The 16,157-nt window shown below is 71.8% G+C and carries 12 protein-coding genes and 1 pseudogene; 6 read left to right on the top strand and 7 right to left on the bottom strand.

Going from position 1 to position 16,157, the window contains the following annotated elements:
• The first annotated feature begins 457 nt into the window (after positions 1 to 457).
• The 4 genes and pseudogenes from ACZ60J_RS00535 (at position 458) to ACZ60J_RS00550 (ending at position 5,911) form a co-directional block, all read left to right on the top strand.
• Positions 458 to 2,292 (top strand): annotated as a pseudogene (locus ACZ60J_RS00535) (NAD-dependent malic enzyme).
• Positions 2,289 to 3,782, top strand: coding sequence for a class II fumarate hydratase (gene fumC, locus ACZ60J_RS00540; RefSeq protein WP_469677625.1), 1,494 nt, complete (start codon positions 2,289 to 2,291; stop codon positions 3,780 to 3,782). Before ACZ60J_RS00535 ends, fumC begins: the two are co-directional and overlap by 4 nt.
• A gap of 168 nt (positions 3,783 to 3,950) precedes the next feature.
• Positions 3,951 to 4,634: a response regulator gene (locus tag ACZ60J_RS00545; RefSeq protein ID WP_469677627.1), complete on the top strand. Its 684-nt coding sequence runs from the start codon at positions 3,951 to 3,953 to the stop codon at positions 4,632 to 4,634.
• A 128-nt stretch (positions 4,635 to 4,762) separates the two neighbouring features.
• Entirely contained in the window at positions 4,763 to 5,911 is a 1,149-nt protein-coding gene (locus tag ACZ60J_RS00550; protein WP_469677629.1) for a sensor histidine kinase, read from the top strand.
• A 35-nt stretch (positions 5,912 to 5,946) separates the two neighbouring features.
• On the opposite strand, the gene ACZ60J_RS00555 is transcribed toward ACZ60J_RS00550, so the two are convergent.
• Positions 5,947 to 6,864, bottom strand: a complete 918-nt coding sequence (locus ACZ60J_RS00555; RefSeq protein WP_469677631.1) for a universal stress protein — start codon at positions 6,862 to 6,864, stop codon at positions 5,947 to 5,949.
• 344 nt (positions 6,865 to 7,208) lie between these two features.
• Between ACZ60J_RS00555 and ACZ60J_RS00560 the strand changes: the two genes are divergently transcribed.
• On the top strand, positions 7,209 to 8,843 hold the full coding sequence (locus tag ACZ60J_RS00560) for an NAD-dependent malic enzyme (protein ID WP_469677633.1): 1,635 nt from the start codon (positions 7,209 to 7,211) through the stop codon (positions 8,841 to 8,843).
• 257 nt (positions 8,844 to 9,100) lie between these two features.
• On the opposite strand, the gene ACZ60J_RS00565 is transcribed toward ACZ60J_RS00560, so the two are convergent.
• The 4 genes from ACZ60J_RS00565 to ACZ60J_RS00580 all read right to left on the bottom strand — a co-directional run bounded on the left by ACZ60J_RS00565 (position 9,101) and on the right by ACZ60J_RS00580 (position 13,127).
• Positions 9,101 to 9,748, bottom strand: coding sequence for a response regulator transcription factor (locus ACZ60J_RS00565; protein WP_469677635.1), 648 nt, complete (start codon positions 9,746 to 9,748; stop codon positions 9,101 to 9,103).
• Entirely contained in the window at positions 9,739 to 10,911 is a 1,173-nt protein-coding gene (locus ACZ60J_RS00570; RefSeq protein WP_469677637.1) for a sensor histidine kinase, read from the bottom strand. The genes ACZ60J_RS00565 and ACZ60J_RS00570 overlap by 10 nt, the downstream gene beginning before the upstream one ends.
• Positions 10,912 to 10,921: 10 nt before the next feature.
• The gene (locus ACZ60J_RS00575) at positions 10,922 to 11,602 is read right to left on the bottom strand and encodes a DedA family protein (protein ID WP_469677639.1); all 681 of its coding nucleotides are present in this window, start codon (positions 11,600 to 11,602) and stop codon (positions 10,922 to 10,924) included.
• A gap of 232 nt (positions 11,603 to 11,834) precedes the next feature.
• Positions 11,835 to 13,127, bottom strand: coding sequence for a hypothetical protein (locus ACZ60J_RS00580; protein WP_469677641.1), 1,293 nt, complete (start codon positions 13,125 to 13,127; stop codon positions 11,835 to 11,837).
• Between the two features lie 541 nt (positions 13,128 to 13,668).
• Between ACZ60J_RS00580 and ACZ60J_RS00585 the strand changes: the two genes are divergently transcribed.
• The gene (locus ACZ60J_RS00585) at positions 13,669 to 13,947 is read left to right on the top strand and encodes a hypothetical protein (protein WP_469677643.1); all 279 of its coding nucleotides are present in this window, start codon (positions 13,669 to 13,671) and stop codon (positions 13,945 to 13,947) included.
• Positions 13,948 to 14,030: 83 nt separating this feature from the next.
• Here the strand turns inward: ACZ60J_RS00585 and ACZ60J_RS00590 are convergent, their stop codons facing one another.
• On the bottom strand, positions 14,031 to 14,630 hold the full coding sequence (locus ACZ60J_RS00590; protein ID WP_469677645.1) for an NAD(P)H-dependent oxidoreductase: 600 nt from the start codon (positions 14,628 to 14,630) through the stop codon (positions 14,031 to 14,033).
• Between the two features lie 543 nt (positions 14,631 to 15,173).
• Positions 15,174 to 15,983, bottom strand: a complete 810-nt coding sequence (locus tag ACZ60J_RS00595) for an SDR family NAD(P)-dependent oxidoreductase (RefSeq protein ID WP_469677647.1) — start codon at positions 15,981 to 15,983, stop codon at positions 15,174 to 15,176.
• Positions 15,984 to 16,157: the final 174 nt, after the last annotated feature.

Genomic DNA, 16,157 nt, shown 5'->3' on the forward strand with positions numbered 1-16,157 from the left:
TCTGGCTCGTACTCCTGTGAACTTGGTGTTCTCGTCGGATGCCTCGTGCGTCGGAGACGGGCGCGGAGGCACTCCCGGAGGCGAGGGGGCACCTCCATCTTCGGGCCCGGTTCCCGGGGCGCTCACCTACGGAAGTCCGGCGCGCGGACCACCACTTTCGTCGGGCCATCCGCCCGATAACGGAACGGTCAAGACCTGCCGTGCGCCGCTCGCCCCAGCCGCGGAGCCAGGTCCGGGTACGAGGTCCCGGTCGGGCGCGAGCCCGCAGGGACGTACGGCCCGGGTGGGCCCGGGTACAAAGCCCTGCCGCCGCAGGGGAAGAAGTTCCGACCCGGACGGGAGGCCGCCGGGGCCTGGCCGGAGATCCGCCTAACCTCATGGAGCAGGCCGGGATCCGCGGCGGTCGGTTGCCACCGCAGCGGTCCGCTCCGTACGGCTCCGTGTGGCGCCGGCAGCGATGGGCAGGCCGCCGCAGACCCTGCGGCACGCCCCGGGGAACCGTCCGACGGAAGCGGAACCACCGCAGTACGGCGGTCCGGTGGAACCCGACGCGGCCCAGCCCGCCCCGACCGATCCCGGCACGCTCCGACCGGCTCCGACGAGCCGCGGGCCGCCACCTACACCCTTTCCCTGGAGGACTCCCGTGCACACCCGTGTCCCCGATGCGCTCGCCGACCCGCGCCTCAACCGCGGAACGGCCTTCACCCCCTCCCAGCGCGATGAACTCGGTCTCGTAGGGCGGCTCCCGGACGCCGTCTCGACCCTCGACGAACAAGCGGTCCGCGCGTACGAGCAGGTGCGCGCCCAACCCGACGACCTGGCCCGGAACGTCCACCTGGAGCAGCTCCACGACCGCAACGAGGTCCTGTACTACCGTCTCCTCACCGACCGTCTGAGCGAACTCCTGCCCGTGGTCTACGACCCGACGGTCGGTCAGGCGATCAAGCACTACAGCCACGAGTTCCGCCGCCCCCACGGCGTCTACCTCTCCATCGACCGTCCCCAGGAGATCCGGCGCGCGTTCGAAGGCCTGGGCCTGGGCCCCGACGACGTGGACCTCCTCGTGGTCACCGACTCCGAGCAGATCCTCGGCATCGGGGACTGGGGCGTCAACGGCATGCAGATCTCCGTCGGGAAGCTCTCCGTCTACACCGCGGCCGCCGGCATCGACCCCGCGCGGTGCGTGCCCGTCGTCCTGGACGTCGGCACCGACAACATCGACCTCCTCACCGACCCCCTCTACCTGGGAGCGCGCCACGCACGGGTGCGGGGGGAGCGTTACGACGCGTTCGTGGCGGCCTACGTCGAGACCGTCCGCGACCTCTTCCCGCACGCCCTGCTGCACTTCGAGGACTTCGGCCCCGGCAACGCCCGCCGGATCCTGGAGACCTACAGCTCCCGGGCGCGCGTCTTCAACGACGACATGCAGGGCACCGGAGCCATCGCCCTGGCCACGGTGACCTCCGCGCTCCGCGTCACCGCCACCTCCTGGTCCGGGCAGCGCGTCGTGGTCTTCGGTGCGGGCACCGCCGGCGTCGGCATCGCCGACCAGCTGCGCGACGCGATGGTCCGGGACGGACTGACCGGGCGGGAAGCCACCGAGCGGATCTGGCTGGTGGACCGGCAGGGCCTGCTCACCACGGCCATGGACGGCCTGCGCGACTTCCAGAGCCCCTACGCCCGCTCCGACACGGCCGACGCCCTCGACCTGGCGGCAACCGTGAACGCGGTGCACCCCACCGTCCTCGTCGGAACGTCCACCGCGCCGGGCGCCTTCACGGAGGAGATCGTCCGGGAGATGGCCGCCGAAGTGCACCGGCCGGTGATCCTGCCGCTGTCCAACCCCACCGAGCACATGGAGGCGACCCCCGCCGACCTGATCGCCTGGACCGACGGGCGGGTCCTGTGCGCCACGGCGTCCCCGTCGATCCGGTGGTGCACAAGGGCACCACGTACGTCATCGGGCAGGCCAACAACGCCCTGCTCTACCCCGGTCTCGGCCTCGGCACCCTGGTCAGCCGCGCCGAGCACGTCACGCCCGGCATGCTCCGGGCCGCCGCCGAAGCGGTCTCCGGGCAGGTCCAGGACCGTACACCGGGCGCAGCCCTGCTCCCGGACGTGCGCCTGCTGCGGACTTCCTCGGCCGTCGTCGCGGTCGCCGTGGCCGAAGCGGCCCGGCAAGACGGGGTGGCCCGCGCCGCTCTCGCCGACCGTGCAGCCACCGTACAGGCGGTCCTCGACGCCATGTGGGAGCCCGCATACGCCCCGATCACGCAGGAGCGCGACCGATGACCGGCAACGGACACCGCGCGCGCACCGGCCCCGGAACCCCGGGCACGGCCGCGGCACCCGACCTTCCCGTGGGGCTCGACGGACGCGGTACTCGGATGGAGAACGATTCCATGGGCTCCGTGGAGGTGCCCGCCGACCGGTACTGGGGAGCCCAGACCCAGCGGTCCCTGGAGCACTTCGCGATCGGCGACGACCGGATGCCCAAGGAGTTGTACCACGCCTACGGCTACGTGAAGAAGGCCGCGGCGCAGGTCAACGGCGCCGACGGGCGGCTGCCCGGCGAACTGGCCACGCTCATCTCGCGGGTGGCCGACGAGGTGATCGGCGGGCTGCTCGACGACCACTTCCCGCTCTACGTCTGGCAGACCGGATCCGGCACCCAGTCGAACATGAACGTGAACGAGGTGATCGGCAACCGGGCTGCCCAGCTCAGCGGAGTTCCGCTCGGCTCGAAGGCCCCGGTCCACCCCAACGACCACGTCAACATGAGCCAGTCCTCCAACGACACCTTCCCCACCGCCATGCACGTCGCCCTGGTCCTCGCGTTCCAGGAGAGCCTGCTCCCGCGCCTGCGTGAACTCGCCGGCGCCTTCCAGGACAAGGCCCTGCTCTGGCACGACATCCCGAAGGCCGGCCGCACGCACCTCCAGGACGCGGTCCCCCTCACCGTGGGCCAGGAGTGGTCGGGCTACGCCGCGCAGCTCACCGACGCCGTCGCGGCCGTCGAGCGGGCCCTGCCGGGTCTGTACCGCCTCGCCGCGGGCGGTACGGCCGTGGGCACCGGGCTCAACGCCCCGGAGGGCTTCGGTGAGCGCGTGGCCGCGCGCATCGCCGAGCTCACGGGGTACCCCTTTGTGACGGCGCCGAACAAGTTCGCCGCCCAGGGCTCCCTCGACGCCGTCGTGGCGGCCTCGGCGGCCCTGCGCGCAGTGGCCGTCCCCCTGATGAAGATCGCGAACGACATCCGCTGGCTGGCCTCCGGACCGCGCTGCGGGCTCGGTGAGCTGCGCCTGCCCGCGAACGAGCCGGGGAGCTCGATCATGCCGGGCAAGGTCAACCCGACCCAGTGCGAGGCCGTGGTCATGGTCTGCATCCAGGTGATCGGTGAGGACGCCGCCGTCGCCTTCGCCGGTTCACAAGGGAACTTCGAGCTCAACACCATGCGGCCCATCGTGATCGCCGACGTCCTGCACGGCGCCCGCATCCTCGCCGACGCGAGCGAGAACCTGCGCAGGTTTTGCATCGAGGGCATCGAGCTGAACCGGGCCCGCATCGACGCCTACCTCGGACGCTCCCTGATGCTGGTGACCGCCCTGTCGCCGCTGCTCGGCTACGACCGTGCCTCCGCCATCGCGCACAAGGCCGAGGCGGAGGACACCACGCTGCGCGAAGCCGCACTGGCCACCGGCTGGATCGGTGCCGACGACTTCGACCGGATCGTGGACCCGCGCCGGATGGCCGGCCTCCCGGAGCCCACCGGGACGCGCTGAGCCACCCCATCCCCACGGTGGCGGGCGAGCCACCGCCCCGTCGTGCAACGGGCCCAAGGTCCCTCCGGCATCCCCGCCGGGGGGACCGAACGGCTGATGTCTCGGACTCCGGGCCCCCCTAGCCTGGAACGATCCCCCTCCACGATCCGGTCCCCGAAAGGCAGGCCCATGGCTCCCGAACCCGGCACACCGACGTCCTCCGAAGGCGGCGGCACGCCTCCGGAGCCCACGACGCCGGGCATGGTCCGCGTGGTCATCGCGGATGACGAACCGCTCGTACGGCGGGGCTTGCGCACCTTCGTGGAGTCCTCGGGACGGTTCCACGTCGTCGCCGAGGCCGAGGACGGAGCGCGCGCGGTGGAAGCCGTACGCCGCTTCGTGCCCGACATCGTCCTGCTGGACATCCGGATGCCCCGCACGGACGGTCTGGAGGCCACCCGCCAGATCATGGGCCTGGGCCTGCCCGTGCACGTCGTGGTGATGACGACCTTCGCCCTCGACGAATACATCGAGGAGTCGCTGCGCGCGGGCGCCGCGGGCTTCCTGCTCAAGGACACCGCACCCGCGCGCCTGCTGGATGCCCTGGAATCGGTGATCGACGGCAACACGGTGCTCTCCCCCAAGGTGCTCCGCTCCGTCGTCGACAGCTACCGGCTCCCGGCCCGCCCCGGCACCCGCCGCTCCCGCGCCCCGCTCGACACGCTCTCCGCGCGGGAACGCGACGTGTTCGAGCTCGTCGCACAGGGCGACGCCAACGCGGTCATCGCAGAGACCCTCGGCATGAGCGAGGCCACGGTGAAGGCACACGTGAGCCGGATGTTCGACAAGCTCGGCGTGACCAACCGGGTATAGCTCGCGATCCTCGCCTACACGGCGGGCCCGGTCGGATCCACGCGGTGAGGCCCGGCCCGAACATCGCGACCGCCGCCACCGCTACCGCCCCAACAGGCCCCGCCCCCGGGTCTCTGCCCCGTGGCGACGTGGCTCTGGCAGGTGCAGTGGCGGCCTTCGGCGTGCTCGACGCGCTCACCGACGTGGGCCACAGCGGCCTGCTCACGGGCGTCAGCCCCCGCTACTCCTGCCTGCTGGCCCTCGTCATCGGCCTCGTCTTCCTCCTGCGCAGGCGCTTCCCCGCCACGACCATGGCGCTGGTGCTGGTGCTGACAGCCGACGTACTGCGGGCCGACCCGGTCACCCTGCTCGTCGCCGGGTTCACCATCGGTACCCTCGTGGAAGCCCGCCGCCGGCCCGCCCGCGCCGCACTCGTCCTGCTCGGCATCGCCTCCCACACCGTCGCCCAGCAGGTCAGCCACGGCCACGTGCTCAGTCTCAAATGGGGGCTGATCTACGCCACGGTGCTGATGGGCGCCGCGTTCACCGCCGGTCTCTACGCCCGTGCCCGTCAGGAACTCAAGGCACAGCTGACCGCCCAGCGGGCACAGTGGCAGCGGGAGCACGAACTGCTGGCCGACCGGGCCCGCGGAGACGAGCGGCGCCGCATCGCCTGGGAGATGCACGACATCGTCGCCCACCGGGTCATGCGGATGGTGATGGACGCCGAAGTCCTCGCCCTGACACACGGCAGCCGCCTCCCGGAGGCTGCCGAGGACGCGGCACGGATCAGCGCCACGGGTCGTCGCGCCCTGGACGAGCTGCGCACGAGCCTGGGCGTGCTGCGCGACGAGGACGCCCCCACCGCCCCCCAGCCCGGCCTGTCGGACCTGCCCGCGCTGGTCGAGGAGCACCGGGTGGCCGGAAACGCCTCCGTGGACCTGTACGCGGACCCGGGCACGGCCTCCATGGCCCGCACCACGCAGCTCACCGCGTACCGGATCATCCAGGAGGCTCTGACCAACGCGGCCAAGCACGCGCCCGGCGCGCCCGTCACCATCCAGATCCGTGACGCCGGCCCACCGGAGAACCCCGCCGGGCAGTGCTGGGAGGTCCACGTGGGAAACGGCCGGTCCGTCCGCGGGTCCGACGCGCCCCGCTTCCCCGCGGGCGGTCACGGCCTGATCGGGATGCACGAGCGGGTCGCTCTGACCGGGGGCACCCTCACCACCGGCCCCAGGCCTGATCGGGGCGGCTTCGACGTGCGGGCCCGGCTCCCCGTCCGCGACCTGCCGTGAAGCCGGTGCGGTCGCTTTCGGGAGCCTCACCGCTCTTAACGGCCCGATGTCTCGGAACCCTCGGAGCCCCCGGAAGCTTCCGGAACCACCGCCAGTGGGCACCCCGCGCCACGGACCAGCGCGTGCACCGTTCGACCCGCGGAACCGAGCGCCGGATACGGACGGGTGCGCCGGCCCACGACGAGGAGACGGGCGTGCCCCGACGCCTCGTCGAGCACCCGGGCCACCGGCCCCGGCCGGGTCTCCAGAGCGATGTCCACACCGGGGAAATCACGGGCGACGCCACCGACGGCCCGCTCCAGGATGCGTGCCCGGGCAGCCGCCTCGCCCCGGAGCTCCTCCTGCGTGACGCGCCAGGGCTCGGCCGGAACCGGGCCCTGTGGCCAGGCGCGGACCACTACCAGGGCCGTCTCCTGGCTCCGGGCCTGCCGGAAGGCGAATCGGAGCGTCCGCTCGCATTTCTCGTACGGGTCCACCGCTGAGATCACCGGCCCTTCGCCCCCCGGCATGGGTGCGTCGGCCGTCCGCGGGGCCCGCACCAGTACCACCGGTATCCGGGAGCGCGCGACCACGGTCGCGGCGGTGGAACCCACCACCGGAAACGCGTGCGCACCGCTACCGCGGTTGCCCAGGATGAGGGCCTCCGCACCGGGCGGCGCTGCGGCCGCGCCGAGCAGGCGCGTACAGGCTCGTCCGGCGACCACCTCGGTCGAGATGACTGCATCGGGATGAGCGGCGCTCAGTTCGGCCACCGTGCTCGACAGCACGGCGCCGCTCACGTGCCGCTGCTCTTCGAGGCTCCCGGGCGACACGGGTTGCACGGGCGGCCACGGATGCGTGACGTGCACGAGTTGCAGGGGTGCCCCGAGTGCTACGGCGCTGCGGGCCGCCCAGCGTGCCGCGGCGCGGCTCTCCTCGGAACCGTCCACGCCGACCAGAAGGGGTTGTGCCACGAGACGGGCCTCTCTCAAAGGGGGATGGGATGAGGCACCCGCCATCGACGAGCGCCCGTTTCGATTCTGGGCGCGTCAACGGGGCATCCCACGCGACTTGCGTAGGACGCGCACCCCGGACCGAAGGCGGGTACCGGACCACGACTTTGGTCTTACTCCTGGCCGCGTGCGCGGACCTAGCGTGGAAGGACGGCCCGTCAACGGATCTCCACGGTCCGCCGCCACCTCCGAAGCCCTGAAGGACCCTCATGCCCAGCACGTCCAGCACGTCCAGCAAACCCGGCAAGCCCAGGAGGCCGAGTACACCCCGTGCCGTGGTCGCTCCGCACGCAGGTGGGCTTCCCGTGGTTCCCGCCGTCCCCGACGCGATGGCCAACGCGTTCACCAACCACGGCACCGCCTTCACCCTGGCGGAACGTCGGTCCCTGAACCTCACCGGCCGCTTCCCGGACGCCGTCACGACCCTCAAGGAGCAGGCCGAGAACGCCTGGGAGCAGGTGCGGCGCCTCGGTGACGACCTGTCCCGGAACCTCTACATGGAGCAGCTCCACGACCGCAACGAGGTTCTCTACCACCGGCTCCTCGCCGATCGGCTCTCCGAACTCCTCCCGGTCGTCTACACCCCGACCGTCGGAGAAGCGATCAAAAGGTACAGCCACGAGTTCCGCGCACCCCGGGGCGTGTTCCTCAGCATCGACCGCCCTCAGGACGTCCGGCGTTCCTTCGAAGAACGGGGGCTGGGGCCCGGCGACGTCGACCTGCTGGTCGCCACCGACTCCGAACAGATCCTCGGCATCGGGGACTGGGGCGTCAACGGTGCTCCCATCTGTGCAGGAAAGCTCGCCATCTACACGGCCGGGGCGGGCATCCGCCCCGAACGCTGCCTTTCGGTCGTCCTCGACGTCGGCACCGACAACCAAGAACTCCTCAACGATCCCGGCTACCTGGGCCTGCGGCACCCCCGGATCCGCGACGAGCGCTACGAGGAGTTCATCGACCACTACGTCGAAACGGTCCGCTGCCTCTACCCCGACGCCCTCCTGCACTTTGAGGACTTCGGCTCCCGCAACGCGCGCCGCGTCCTGGAACGCCACGCCACACGGGCCCGCGTCTTCAACGACGACCTCCAGGGCACCGCCGCCGTTTCCCTCGCCGCCGTGTGCTCGGCCCTGCACACGCTCGACCAGCCGTTGGGCGCACAGCGCATCGTCGTGCTCGGCGCCGGTACGGCCGGCGTCGGCGTCGCCGATGCCCTGCGCGACGCCATGGTGCGCGGCGGGCTGCCGGCCCCGGAGGCGAACCGGCGGATCTGGCTCGTCGACCGCAGCGGCCTGCTCGCCGAGGACACCCCGGCCCTGCGCGACTACCAGCGCCCCTACGCCCGCCCCGCCGGGATACCGGGCCCGGGAGGCGGCGCCACGCTCCTGGAGACGGTACGGGGCGTCCGTCCGACCGTACTCATCGGAACGTCCACGGCCACCGGAGCCTTCACCGAGGAGATCGTCCGCACCATGGCCGCACATACCGAACGCCCGGTGATCCTGCCGATGTCCAACCCCACCGAACGAATGGAAGCACGCCCCGCCGACCTGCTGGAATGGACCGACGGCCGCGCCCTGTGCGCCACCGGCGTCCCCAGCGAACCCGTCCTCCACAACGGCGTCGAGCACGTCATCGGCCAGGCGAACAACGCCCTCGTGTTCCCCGGCATAGGCCTCGGCACCGTCGTCTCCCGAGCCGACCACGTCACCCCCGGCATGCTCGTCGCCGCTGCCGACGCGGTGGCCGCACACACGGGAAAGCCCCACCCGGGCTCCTCCCTGCTGCCGTCGATCGCCGAACTGCGCGAGGTCTCGGTCACCGTCGCCGTCGCGGTGGCCGCGGCCGCGGTCCACGACGGTGTCGCGCGCGCCCACCACCCCGACCTGTCGGCCGCGATCCGTGCGGCGATGTGGGACCCCTCCTACGCGACCGCCTGACCGGGCACCTTCCGATCCCCCGCACACATCGCGCACCGTGCCCCGCCAGCCCCCGGAGGAGACGACCACCATGTCCGCACTGAGCGCCCACAACGTCATCGAGCAGGCGGTACGGCTCATCTCCCACAACGGGTCGGTGACCGCGACCGCACACACCCTGCTGCGCCCGGCCCTGACGGCCCCTCTCGTGTCCGGGGCCATCGCCCTCGTCGCGGCGGCCTACGGAATCCGGTCGCTCGGGTGCTCCCGTGCTCCGCTCAGACCGCTCCCAGGTACCGCAGGACCGCGAGGATGCGGGGGCTGTGGCCCTCGTTGCCGCGTAGGTCCAGCTTGTCGAAAACCGCGTTGAGGTGTTTCTCCACCGCGCTCAGGGACAGGTGGAGCCGTCCGGCGATGGCCGCGTTCGTGTAGCCCTCCGCAAGGACCTGCAGCACCTCGCGCTCGCGCGGGGTCAGCCGGGCGAGCGGATCGACGTGGGCACTGCGGACGACGAGGTGCCGTACGACCTCCGGGTCGATCGCGGCTCCGCCCGCGTGGATCCGCTCCAGCGCGTCGAGGAACTCCTCCACCTGCGCCACCCGGTCCTTGAGCAGGTAGCCGACCCGCTGCGCGCCGGTCTCCAGCAGCCGGGCCGCGTAGCTGCGCTCGACGTGCTGGGAGAGGACAAGGACCCCGGTCTCCGGCAGCCGTTCCCGGATCTCGACTGCCGCCCGCAATCCCTCGTCGGTGTGGGTCGGCGGCATCCTGATGTCGACGACGGCCACGTCCGGGCGGAGCGTACCCGTCTCGGCGACCAGCGTCCGTGCGTCGCCGAACGCCCCCACGACCTCGTGCCCCTCTTCCGCGAGGAGACGGGCCAGGCCCTCCCGGAGCAGGGTCGAGTCTTCGGCCAGGATCACACGCACGGCAGCTCCGCGACGATGGTGGTGGGTCCCCCGAGGGGGCTGTCGATCCGCAGAACGCCGTCGAGCGCGGCGATCCGCCCGCGCAGTCCCGTAAGGCCGCTGCCCTCCGGGTCCGCGCCGCCCCGGCCGTCGTCCTCTATCCGTACGCTCAGCGGGCCGCCCGGCACGCCCGCGACCCGGACCGAGACGGCCGAGGCGCAGGAGTGCTTGGCCGCGTTGGTGACGGCCTCGGAGACGACGAAGTACGCGGCCGTCTGCACCGGGAGGGGAAGCGGACCCGTCACCTCGTACGCGATCCGCAGCGGCAGGGCGCAGCGCTGCGCGACCCCGCCGAGCGCCTCTTCCAAGCCGAGGCTGTCCAGCGCCGAGGGGTACACCCGCCAGGCCACCTCGCGCAGTTCGGCGAGTACCTCCTGAGCCTCCCGGTGCGCCTGGAGCAGGAGGTCGGCGGCCCGCTCCGGATCCCGGGCGGGTCCGCCGCGGCGGGCCCGCCCGATGAGCATCGCGAGCGCCACGAGGCGCTGTTGCACCCCGTCGTGGAGGTCGCGTTCGATCCGTCGCCGCTCCACGTCCACGGCTCGTACGACGGCGGCCCGGCTGACCGAGAGCTCGTCGATGCGGCGTCGCAGCACCTCCCGCTCCGACGGCCCGAAGCATTCCCGGGCGAGCCGGGTGTCGAGCGCGGTCAGCGCGAAGAGCCCCTGGAGCGCGAGGAACAACAGGACGCCCCCGAGGAGCAGTTGTGTGAGCAGCTCCAGCGTTCCGGTCGTCCCGCGCACCACTCCGGCGGCCAGTAGTCCCCCGAGCACCAGGCCGTAGCCGAGCAGTGCCAGAACGATCCCGCACACCAGCCCCGACCAGGAGCGGAGCGCCAGGTAGCGGACCGCGTCCGTGCTCCCGCCCTCGTACGCCTCGGGGAACCGGTCGCCGAAGAAGCGCGTACGCCGGCTGCGCTCCACCTCGGCGAGCCGCCGGGCCCCGGAACCGAGGAGTCGCAGGGCGTACGGACGCGTGCGCGGCCACAACAGGAGGGCTCCGAGCGGCAGCCCGGCGAGCAGGAGGTACAGCAGGCCGACCGGCGCCGTCAGGCATCCGGCGAGCACCCCGACCGACCGCCGGACCGCCGACCGGCCTCCGCTGTCGCCTTGTTCGCCCCCGCTCACGCTGCCCACCCTATGCGCGACGGTGACGGGCGGCCGCCCCGCGGGCACGGACCCGTACCACCAGCCAGGTCGCGCCGGCCGCGCAGACCAGGACGAGGACGGCCTTGGAGGCCACGCCCACGTACGACTCGACCAGTTCCCAGCGGTCGCCGAGGGCGTAGCCGGCGAGGACGAGGACGCTGTTCCAGGCCAGGCTGCCCACGGTGGTGAGCAGGAGGAAGAGCGGGACCGGCATCCGTTCCACCCCGGCCGGCACCGAGATCAGGCTGCGGAAGATCGGCACCATCCGTCCCAGGAGCACCGCCTTCGTGCCGTGCCGCCGGAACCATTCCTCGGTCCGCTCCAGGTCCGATACCTTCACGAGCGGCAGCCGTGCCCACAGCGCGTGCATCCGCTCCCGGCCGAAGAGCGCCCCGATCCCGTACAGGGCAAGGGCGCCCACCACCGAACCCAGCGTCGTCCAGAACAGTGCGGAGGCGAGGCTCAGCACGCCCTGTCCGGCGGCGAAGCCGGTGAGCGGCAGGATCACCTCGCTCGGCAGCGGCGGGAACAGGTTCTCCAGGGCGATGGCCAGTCCGGCGCCCGGGCCGCCGAGCGTGTCGACGAGGCCGGCCGCCCAGCCCGCGATGCCGCCGGAGGGCTCCTGGGCGAGGATGGTCGAGGTCGAAGTCGCGGCCGAGAACGGCGTCATGAGCCCTCCAGGTCTCAGGGATGGGTCCCCCGGCGGGCCTGCCGGACGACCCTTCCCAACCTAGGAACCGCAGATCACGACCGGTATGCGTGTTCCCGCCCGGTGCCCCTGCGGAAAACCGCAGGGGCACCTCGGTCGGCACGTCTCCGCCCGGCGATGACATCGGCCGGTGGCCCGACAGCCGCGGCACCGGCTTGGGCAGCTGAACGCCGAGCGGCGCGGGCCGGCGCGGTCAGCGGACCGGGCGCAGCGCCATGTATCTGCGGCCGTAGGCGAAGAGCCTGGTTTCGCCCACCCGATCGCTGTCGGCCACCGCCGCACGGTACTCCACGCCGTCGACGTAGAGGTGGCTTCCGTTCTCGATGCCCGGGGTGTCGGACACCGACCGGGGAAGGCCCGTGTCCCGGGCCCATGAGGTGCGTTCCTCGCGGGTGAGCCAGAAGACCCGCTCCTTCGGCGGCCACGCCGGGACGATCCTCACGTCCTCCAGGGTGTCGGCGGCGGCACCGGCAGGGGTGTTGGCGGCCTCCCAGGCGATCAGCCCCGGCACGCCGTGGTAGGTCAGGAAGAACGTCTGCTGGGGCGGGTCGGTCAACCCGAGGGGGCCTGCCTGGGCCAGGAGGGCTGGAATGATCCGGTGCCGGTAGAGGTCCAGGACACTGAGCACCGTTGCGCCGTGTGTCGCCTGCGCCTCGTCGATGATGTCCAGCGGGTCGACGCGCTGGAACGTCCTGAAGGCCACCAGCGTGGACAGGTCACCGTCGACGGCGGGGCGGGCTGGGACGGCCGGCCGAGGCGGTAGTTGCGCCGGATGAACGGCCTCGGGGCCACGGCTCCGCAGGGCCTCGAGTAGGGCCGCCAGCCATCGCGCGCGCTCCCCCGAGTTCGACACGCGGTTCGCCGGGGTGGTCTCGTAGCCCGCGAACTGCTCAACGGCGTCCGCGCAGGCACCTGTCATCAGGTGAGCGCCCCAGTCGTGCACGGAACTCCCCACGGTGGCAACGCGGATCCGGGCCGCACTGCGGACGTACTGCTCCTGGCGGTCGAGGGCTACGTGCTCGTCGGGGCGGCGCAGGTAGGCGAGGACCAACCCGAGTCGGGCGTCGTCGGACCGCACGTCCTGACTGATCTCCCTGAGCAGGTCACCGGCGGGTGCCACGTGGAGCTCCAGTTCGTGCAGCAGGGTGACCGCTGCCTGGCCCGGGTCGGTTCCCGGGCCCACCAACACGGTCACCTTGATGAACGACTCGTGCGGCGCGAGGATCATCTGCGGTGCCAGCAGGAAGGCCTCCGCGATCAAGGTGCCCTGCGGGGCCTGGGGCGGACTCACGAACACACCGGTGGACCCGTGCGCGTCGCAGCCCGAAGCGAGTGCGTCGATGAACAGGTGGCAGGTGAGGTTTCCGTCGACCAGGTCGAGGAATTCCCGTAACTGCGGGCTGAACGATTTCCGATTGTCGATCAAGGACTGCAACGACGATTTGACGGCGGCCGGAACGGCGGGCTGACCACTGAACTTCATCATTTTCCCGACGATAGCCTCGGCCCGAGGAGCTGAACAGACGGCCGACGCCGGTGCGGCGAGCCGCTTTGGTTCTGAGTCTTCCCAGGTGAGGAGGTACGCGCGGCAGCGATGGGTTTGCTGATGCAGTGGCGACTGCGCGGGCGGAGCGGAACACTTCCACGTACGCGAGTACCAGCAGTGCTTGCTTTAACCGCCCGAGGTGAAAACAGTCCGCAGATTCATTCCACACCCGGGCCGCCAGGAGAAGATCTCCTCGATCTCCTCGTCGGGGAAGAAGCGATCCCTCAGGCGTGAGAGAGCGTTGCAGGGCCGGATTCGCCCATGACCGCGAGTGCCTCGGCGAGGTGTCGGTGGACGCGTCGGCCTGGACGATGCGCTCGAAGTAGGCGTTCAGCCGGGGGTACCGCCCCAGGGATCGCACCGCGTTCAGTGCGGACCGGTTGTCCATCCCCATGACGAGGAGGAGCCCGTCCGTCCCCGGCGATCGGTTACCTGCTTCATCTGGGTCCAGTTGCTTCGGCCCCAGGGCAGGAAGAAGCCCATGACCTTGAGCGCCGCTCCTGATCTCCTCGCGGTCGGCGATGAGCCGTACTCGGAGGTGCTCTCCCCGCCCTTGGTGCACTGCCGCCGCCTCGGGCGGGTATTCGCGACGGCCGTTCCCCCGACTACCGCTCGGCTGATCGAGACCGCGAAGGAAGCGGACCGACTGGGCGAGCGTGAGAACCACGGCGTATGGCAGCCCGTCTCGCGGGGCTTTGTCGAATTGTCGGCGCTGTACCCGGCGTCATCGGCTGTCCGCGGACTGCTCGTGGATCGGTAGTGCGATGCCGTGGCGGCGGCCGGGGCAGCCGCCGCTACGGGCTCTGTGCACGAGGCTCTTCGGAGGTTCGCTCGGGGGCCGGATCAGTCGCTCGGCGACAGTGCCGCCGCGTGTCGGCGGGCTTCCTCCAGCCAGGCCGCTCGCTGCGCGTCGGAGGAGTCCGCGATCGTCCGGAAGACGACGCGCCGCACGGTGTCGACCCCGACGTACGGGAGGACGCACGCCGACCAGACCTGCTCGAGCGGGTCGCCGAACTCCTCCGCTTCCCGGGTGGCGGGTGTGTCGGAGGTGTTCAGCACCAGGGCCCGGCCCGCCGTCAGAAGCCCCGTAGGCTCCCCCTCCCCGGAGCCCAGCTTGTAGGCGACGCCCGGTACGAGCACCCGCTGGATCCACCCCGTCATGACGGCGGGCGGCAGGCCCCACCAGTTCGGGTGGATGAAGACCAAGGCGTCCAGATCGGACACTTCCGCACGGTGCAGAGCCACGTGCGCGTCACCCGTGTCCGGTGCCGATTCGACGGTCCCCGTCTCCTGGGCCGGCACCAACGGAGGAAACCCCTCGGCGTACAGATCGTGCGCCGCCACCTCCCAGCCACGCCCGCGCAGCTCGTCGACGACGGCAGCGAACAACGCGTGGTTGAAGCTTCCTGACCGTGGATGTGCGAGATACACCCCTGCGCGCATGACTCCCCCTCGTTTTCCCGGATGTTACCGGCTGCCCTGCGCCCTCCGAGGCGCCGTGGCACCTCGTCACCCGCTCCGTGCCTGGGCCCTCTGGGCGGCTATCGGTTCGCCGGTGCGCGCGGTGCGAGAACCGGTCCGCGCCCGTGGCTCCCAGGCGGTGCACGGCGTCGGTGAGCCGGGCGCGTCGGGTGCCGAGGTCCGCGGTGGTCGCGTCGTCAACGGTGACCACGTACTCGATGCCGTCGGTCATACGGACGCCGAGTGCCTCGCCCGAGCGGAGTACGACACCGCGCCGGCCGGGGCGCAGGCGGTAGCCCCAGCCGCCGAAGTCGGCCACGGGGTCGATGCGGGTGGTCGCGGAACTGGCGATGGCAGCCAGCGGCAGGACCAGGCGGGGGCGGGGCAGGAGTGCCGGGCCGACCGTGACACCTCACCGGTCCACGGTCACCCTGACCGTCGCGATCACAGCACAGAACAGACCGAGAGCGAGCGGTGCGAGGCCCACGGGCCAGAATCGGGAGACCGGCGAAGGGGGCGCGAGGCTCAGGAGGTCGGGTCGGGTGCGGGCATGAGGCGGCCGACCGAGTTGACCATCTGGCGGCGGCTGAGCAGGCGGCCGCCGACGGCCATCACCCGGTTGAGGGCGCCGGAAATCACGCTGGGCCCGGGGTTCTTGCGGTCCAGCGCCGCCAGCGCCGTGTGGACGACCTCCTCGCACGTCTGGACCCTGGTGCCGCCGCTCACCTCGGTCGTCCCGACGACGTCGAAGAACTCGGTCTTCGTCGCGCCGGGCGAGAGCGCCAGCACCCGCAGTCCGGTGCCCTGGGATTCGTGCCAGAGCGCTTCGGTGAAGCTCAGTACGAAGGCCTTGGTCGCGCCGTAGACCGCCATCTGGGGTATGGGCTGGTAGGCGGCCATGCTCGCGACATTGACGAGGACGCCCTTGCCGTGGGCACGCAGGGGCCCGATGAAGGCACGGCTGATGTCGACCACCGCGCCCACGTTGACGGCGAGTTCCTGGCGCAGGCGTGCGGGATCCTCCTGGTGGAGCGGGCCGAAGGTGCCGAAGCCGGCGTTGTTGACCAGGCTGGTGACCGTGATGCCGCGTCGCGCCAGCTCTTCGAGGAGCACCTCGCCGATCCGGTCCGCTCCGAGGTCCATCGGGACGGCCGTGGCCTCGACCCCGTACTCCGCCGAGAGTTCCGCCGCCAGCCGCTCCAGGCGGTCGGCGCGGCGGGCGACCAGGACGAGGCCGGATCCTCGGGCGGCCAGCCTGCGGGCGAACTCCTCGCCGAGACCGGAGCTGGCACCCGTGATCAGCGTGGTCTGGCCCCGGTAGTCGACCGCGTTCATGGCCCGTCTCCCCTGCGTCTGGTGGCGTACCTTCCGTACGGGGTCACCGTACGCGCCGACCACCGCCGTTCTGCAGCTCCTGCGACCGACCGGCGGGACACCCCGGGGGGTGTCGGGTGTGGTTGTCGGGCATGTCCGGACCTGCGGCCGGTACGTCGCGCAGCGTTCGGTCGC

The sequence above is a fragment of the Streptomyces sp. NPDC104226 genome (genome assembly GCF_055584085.1).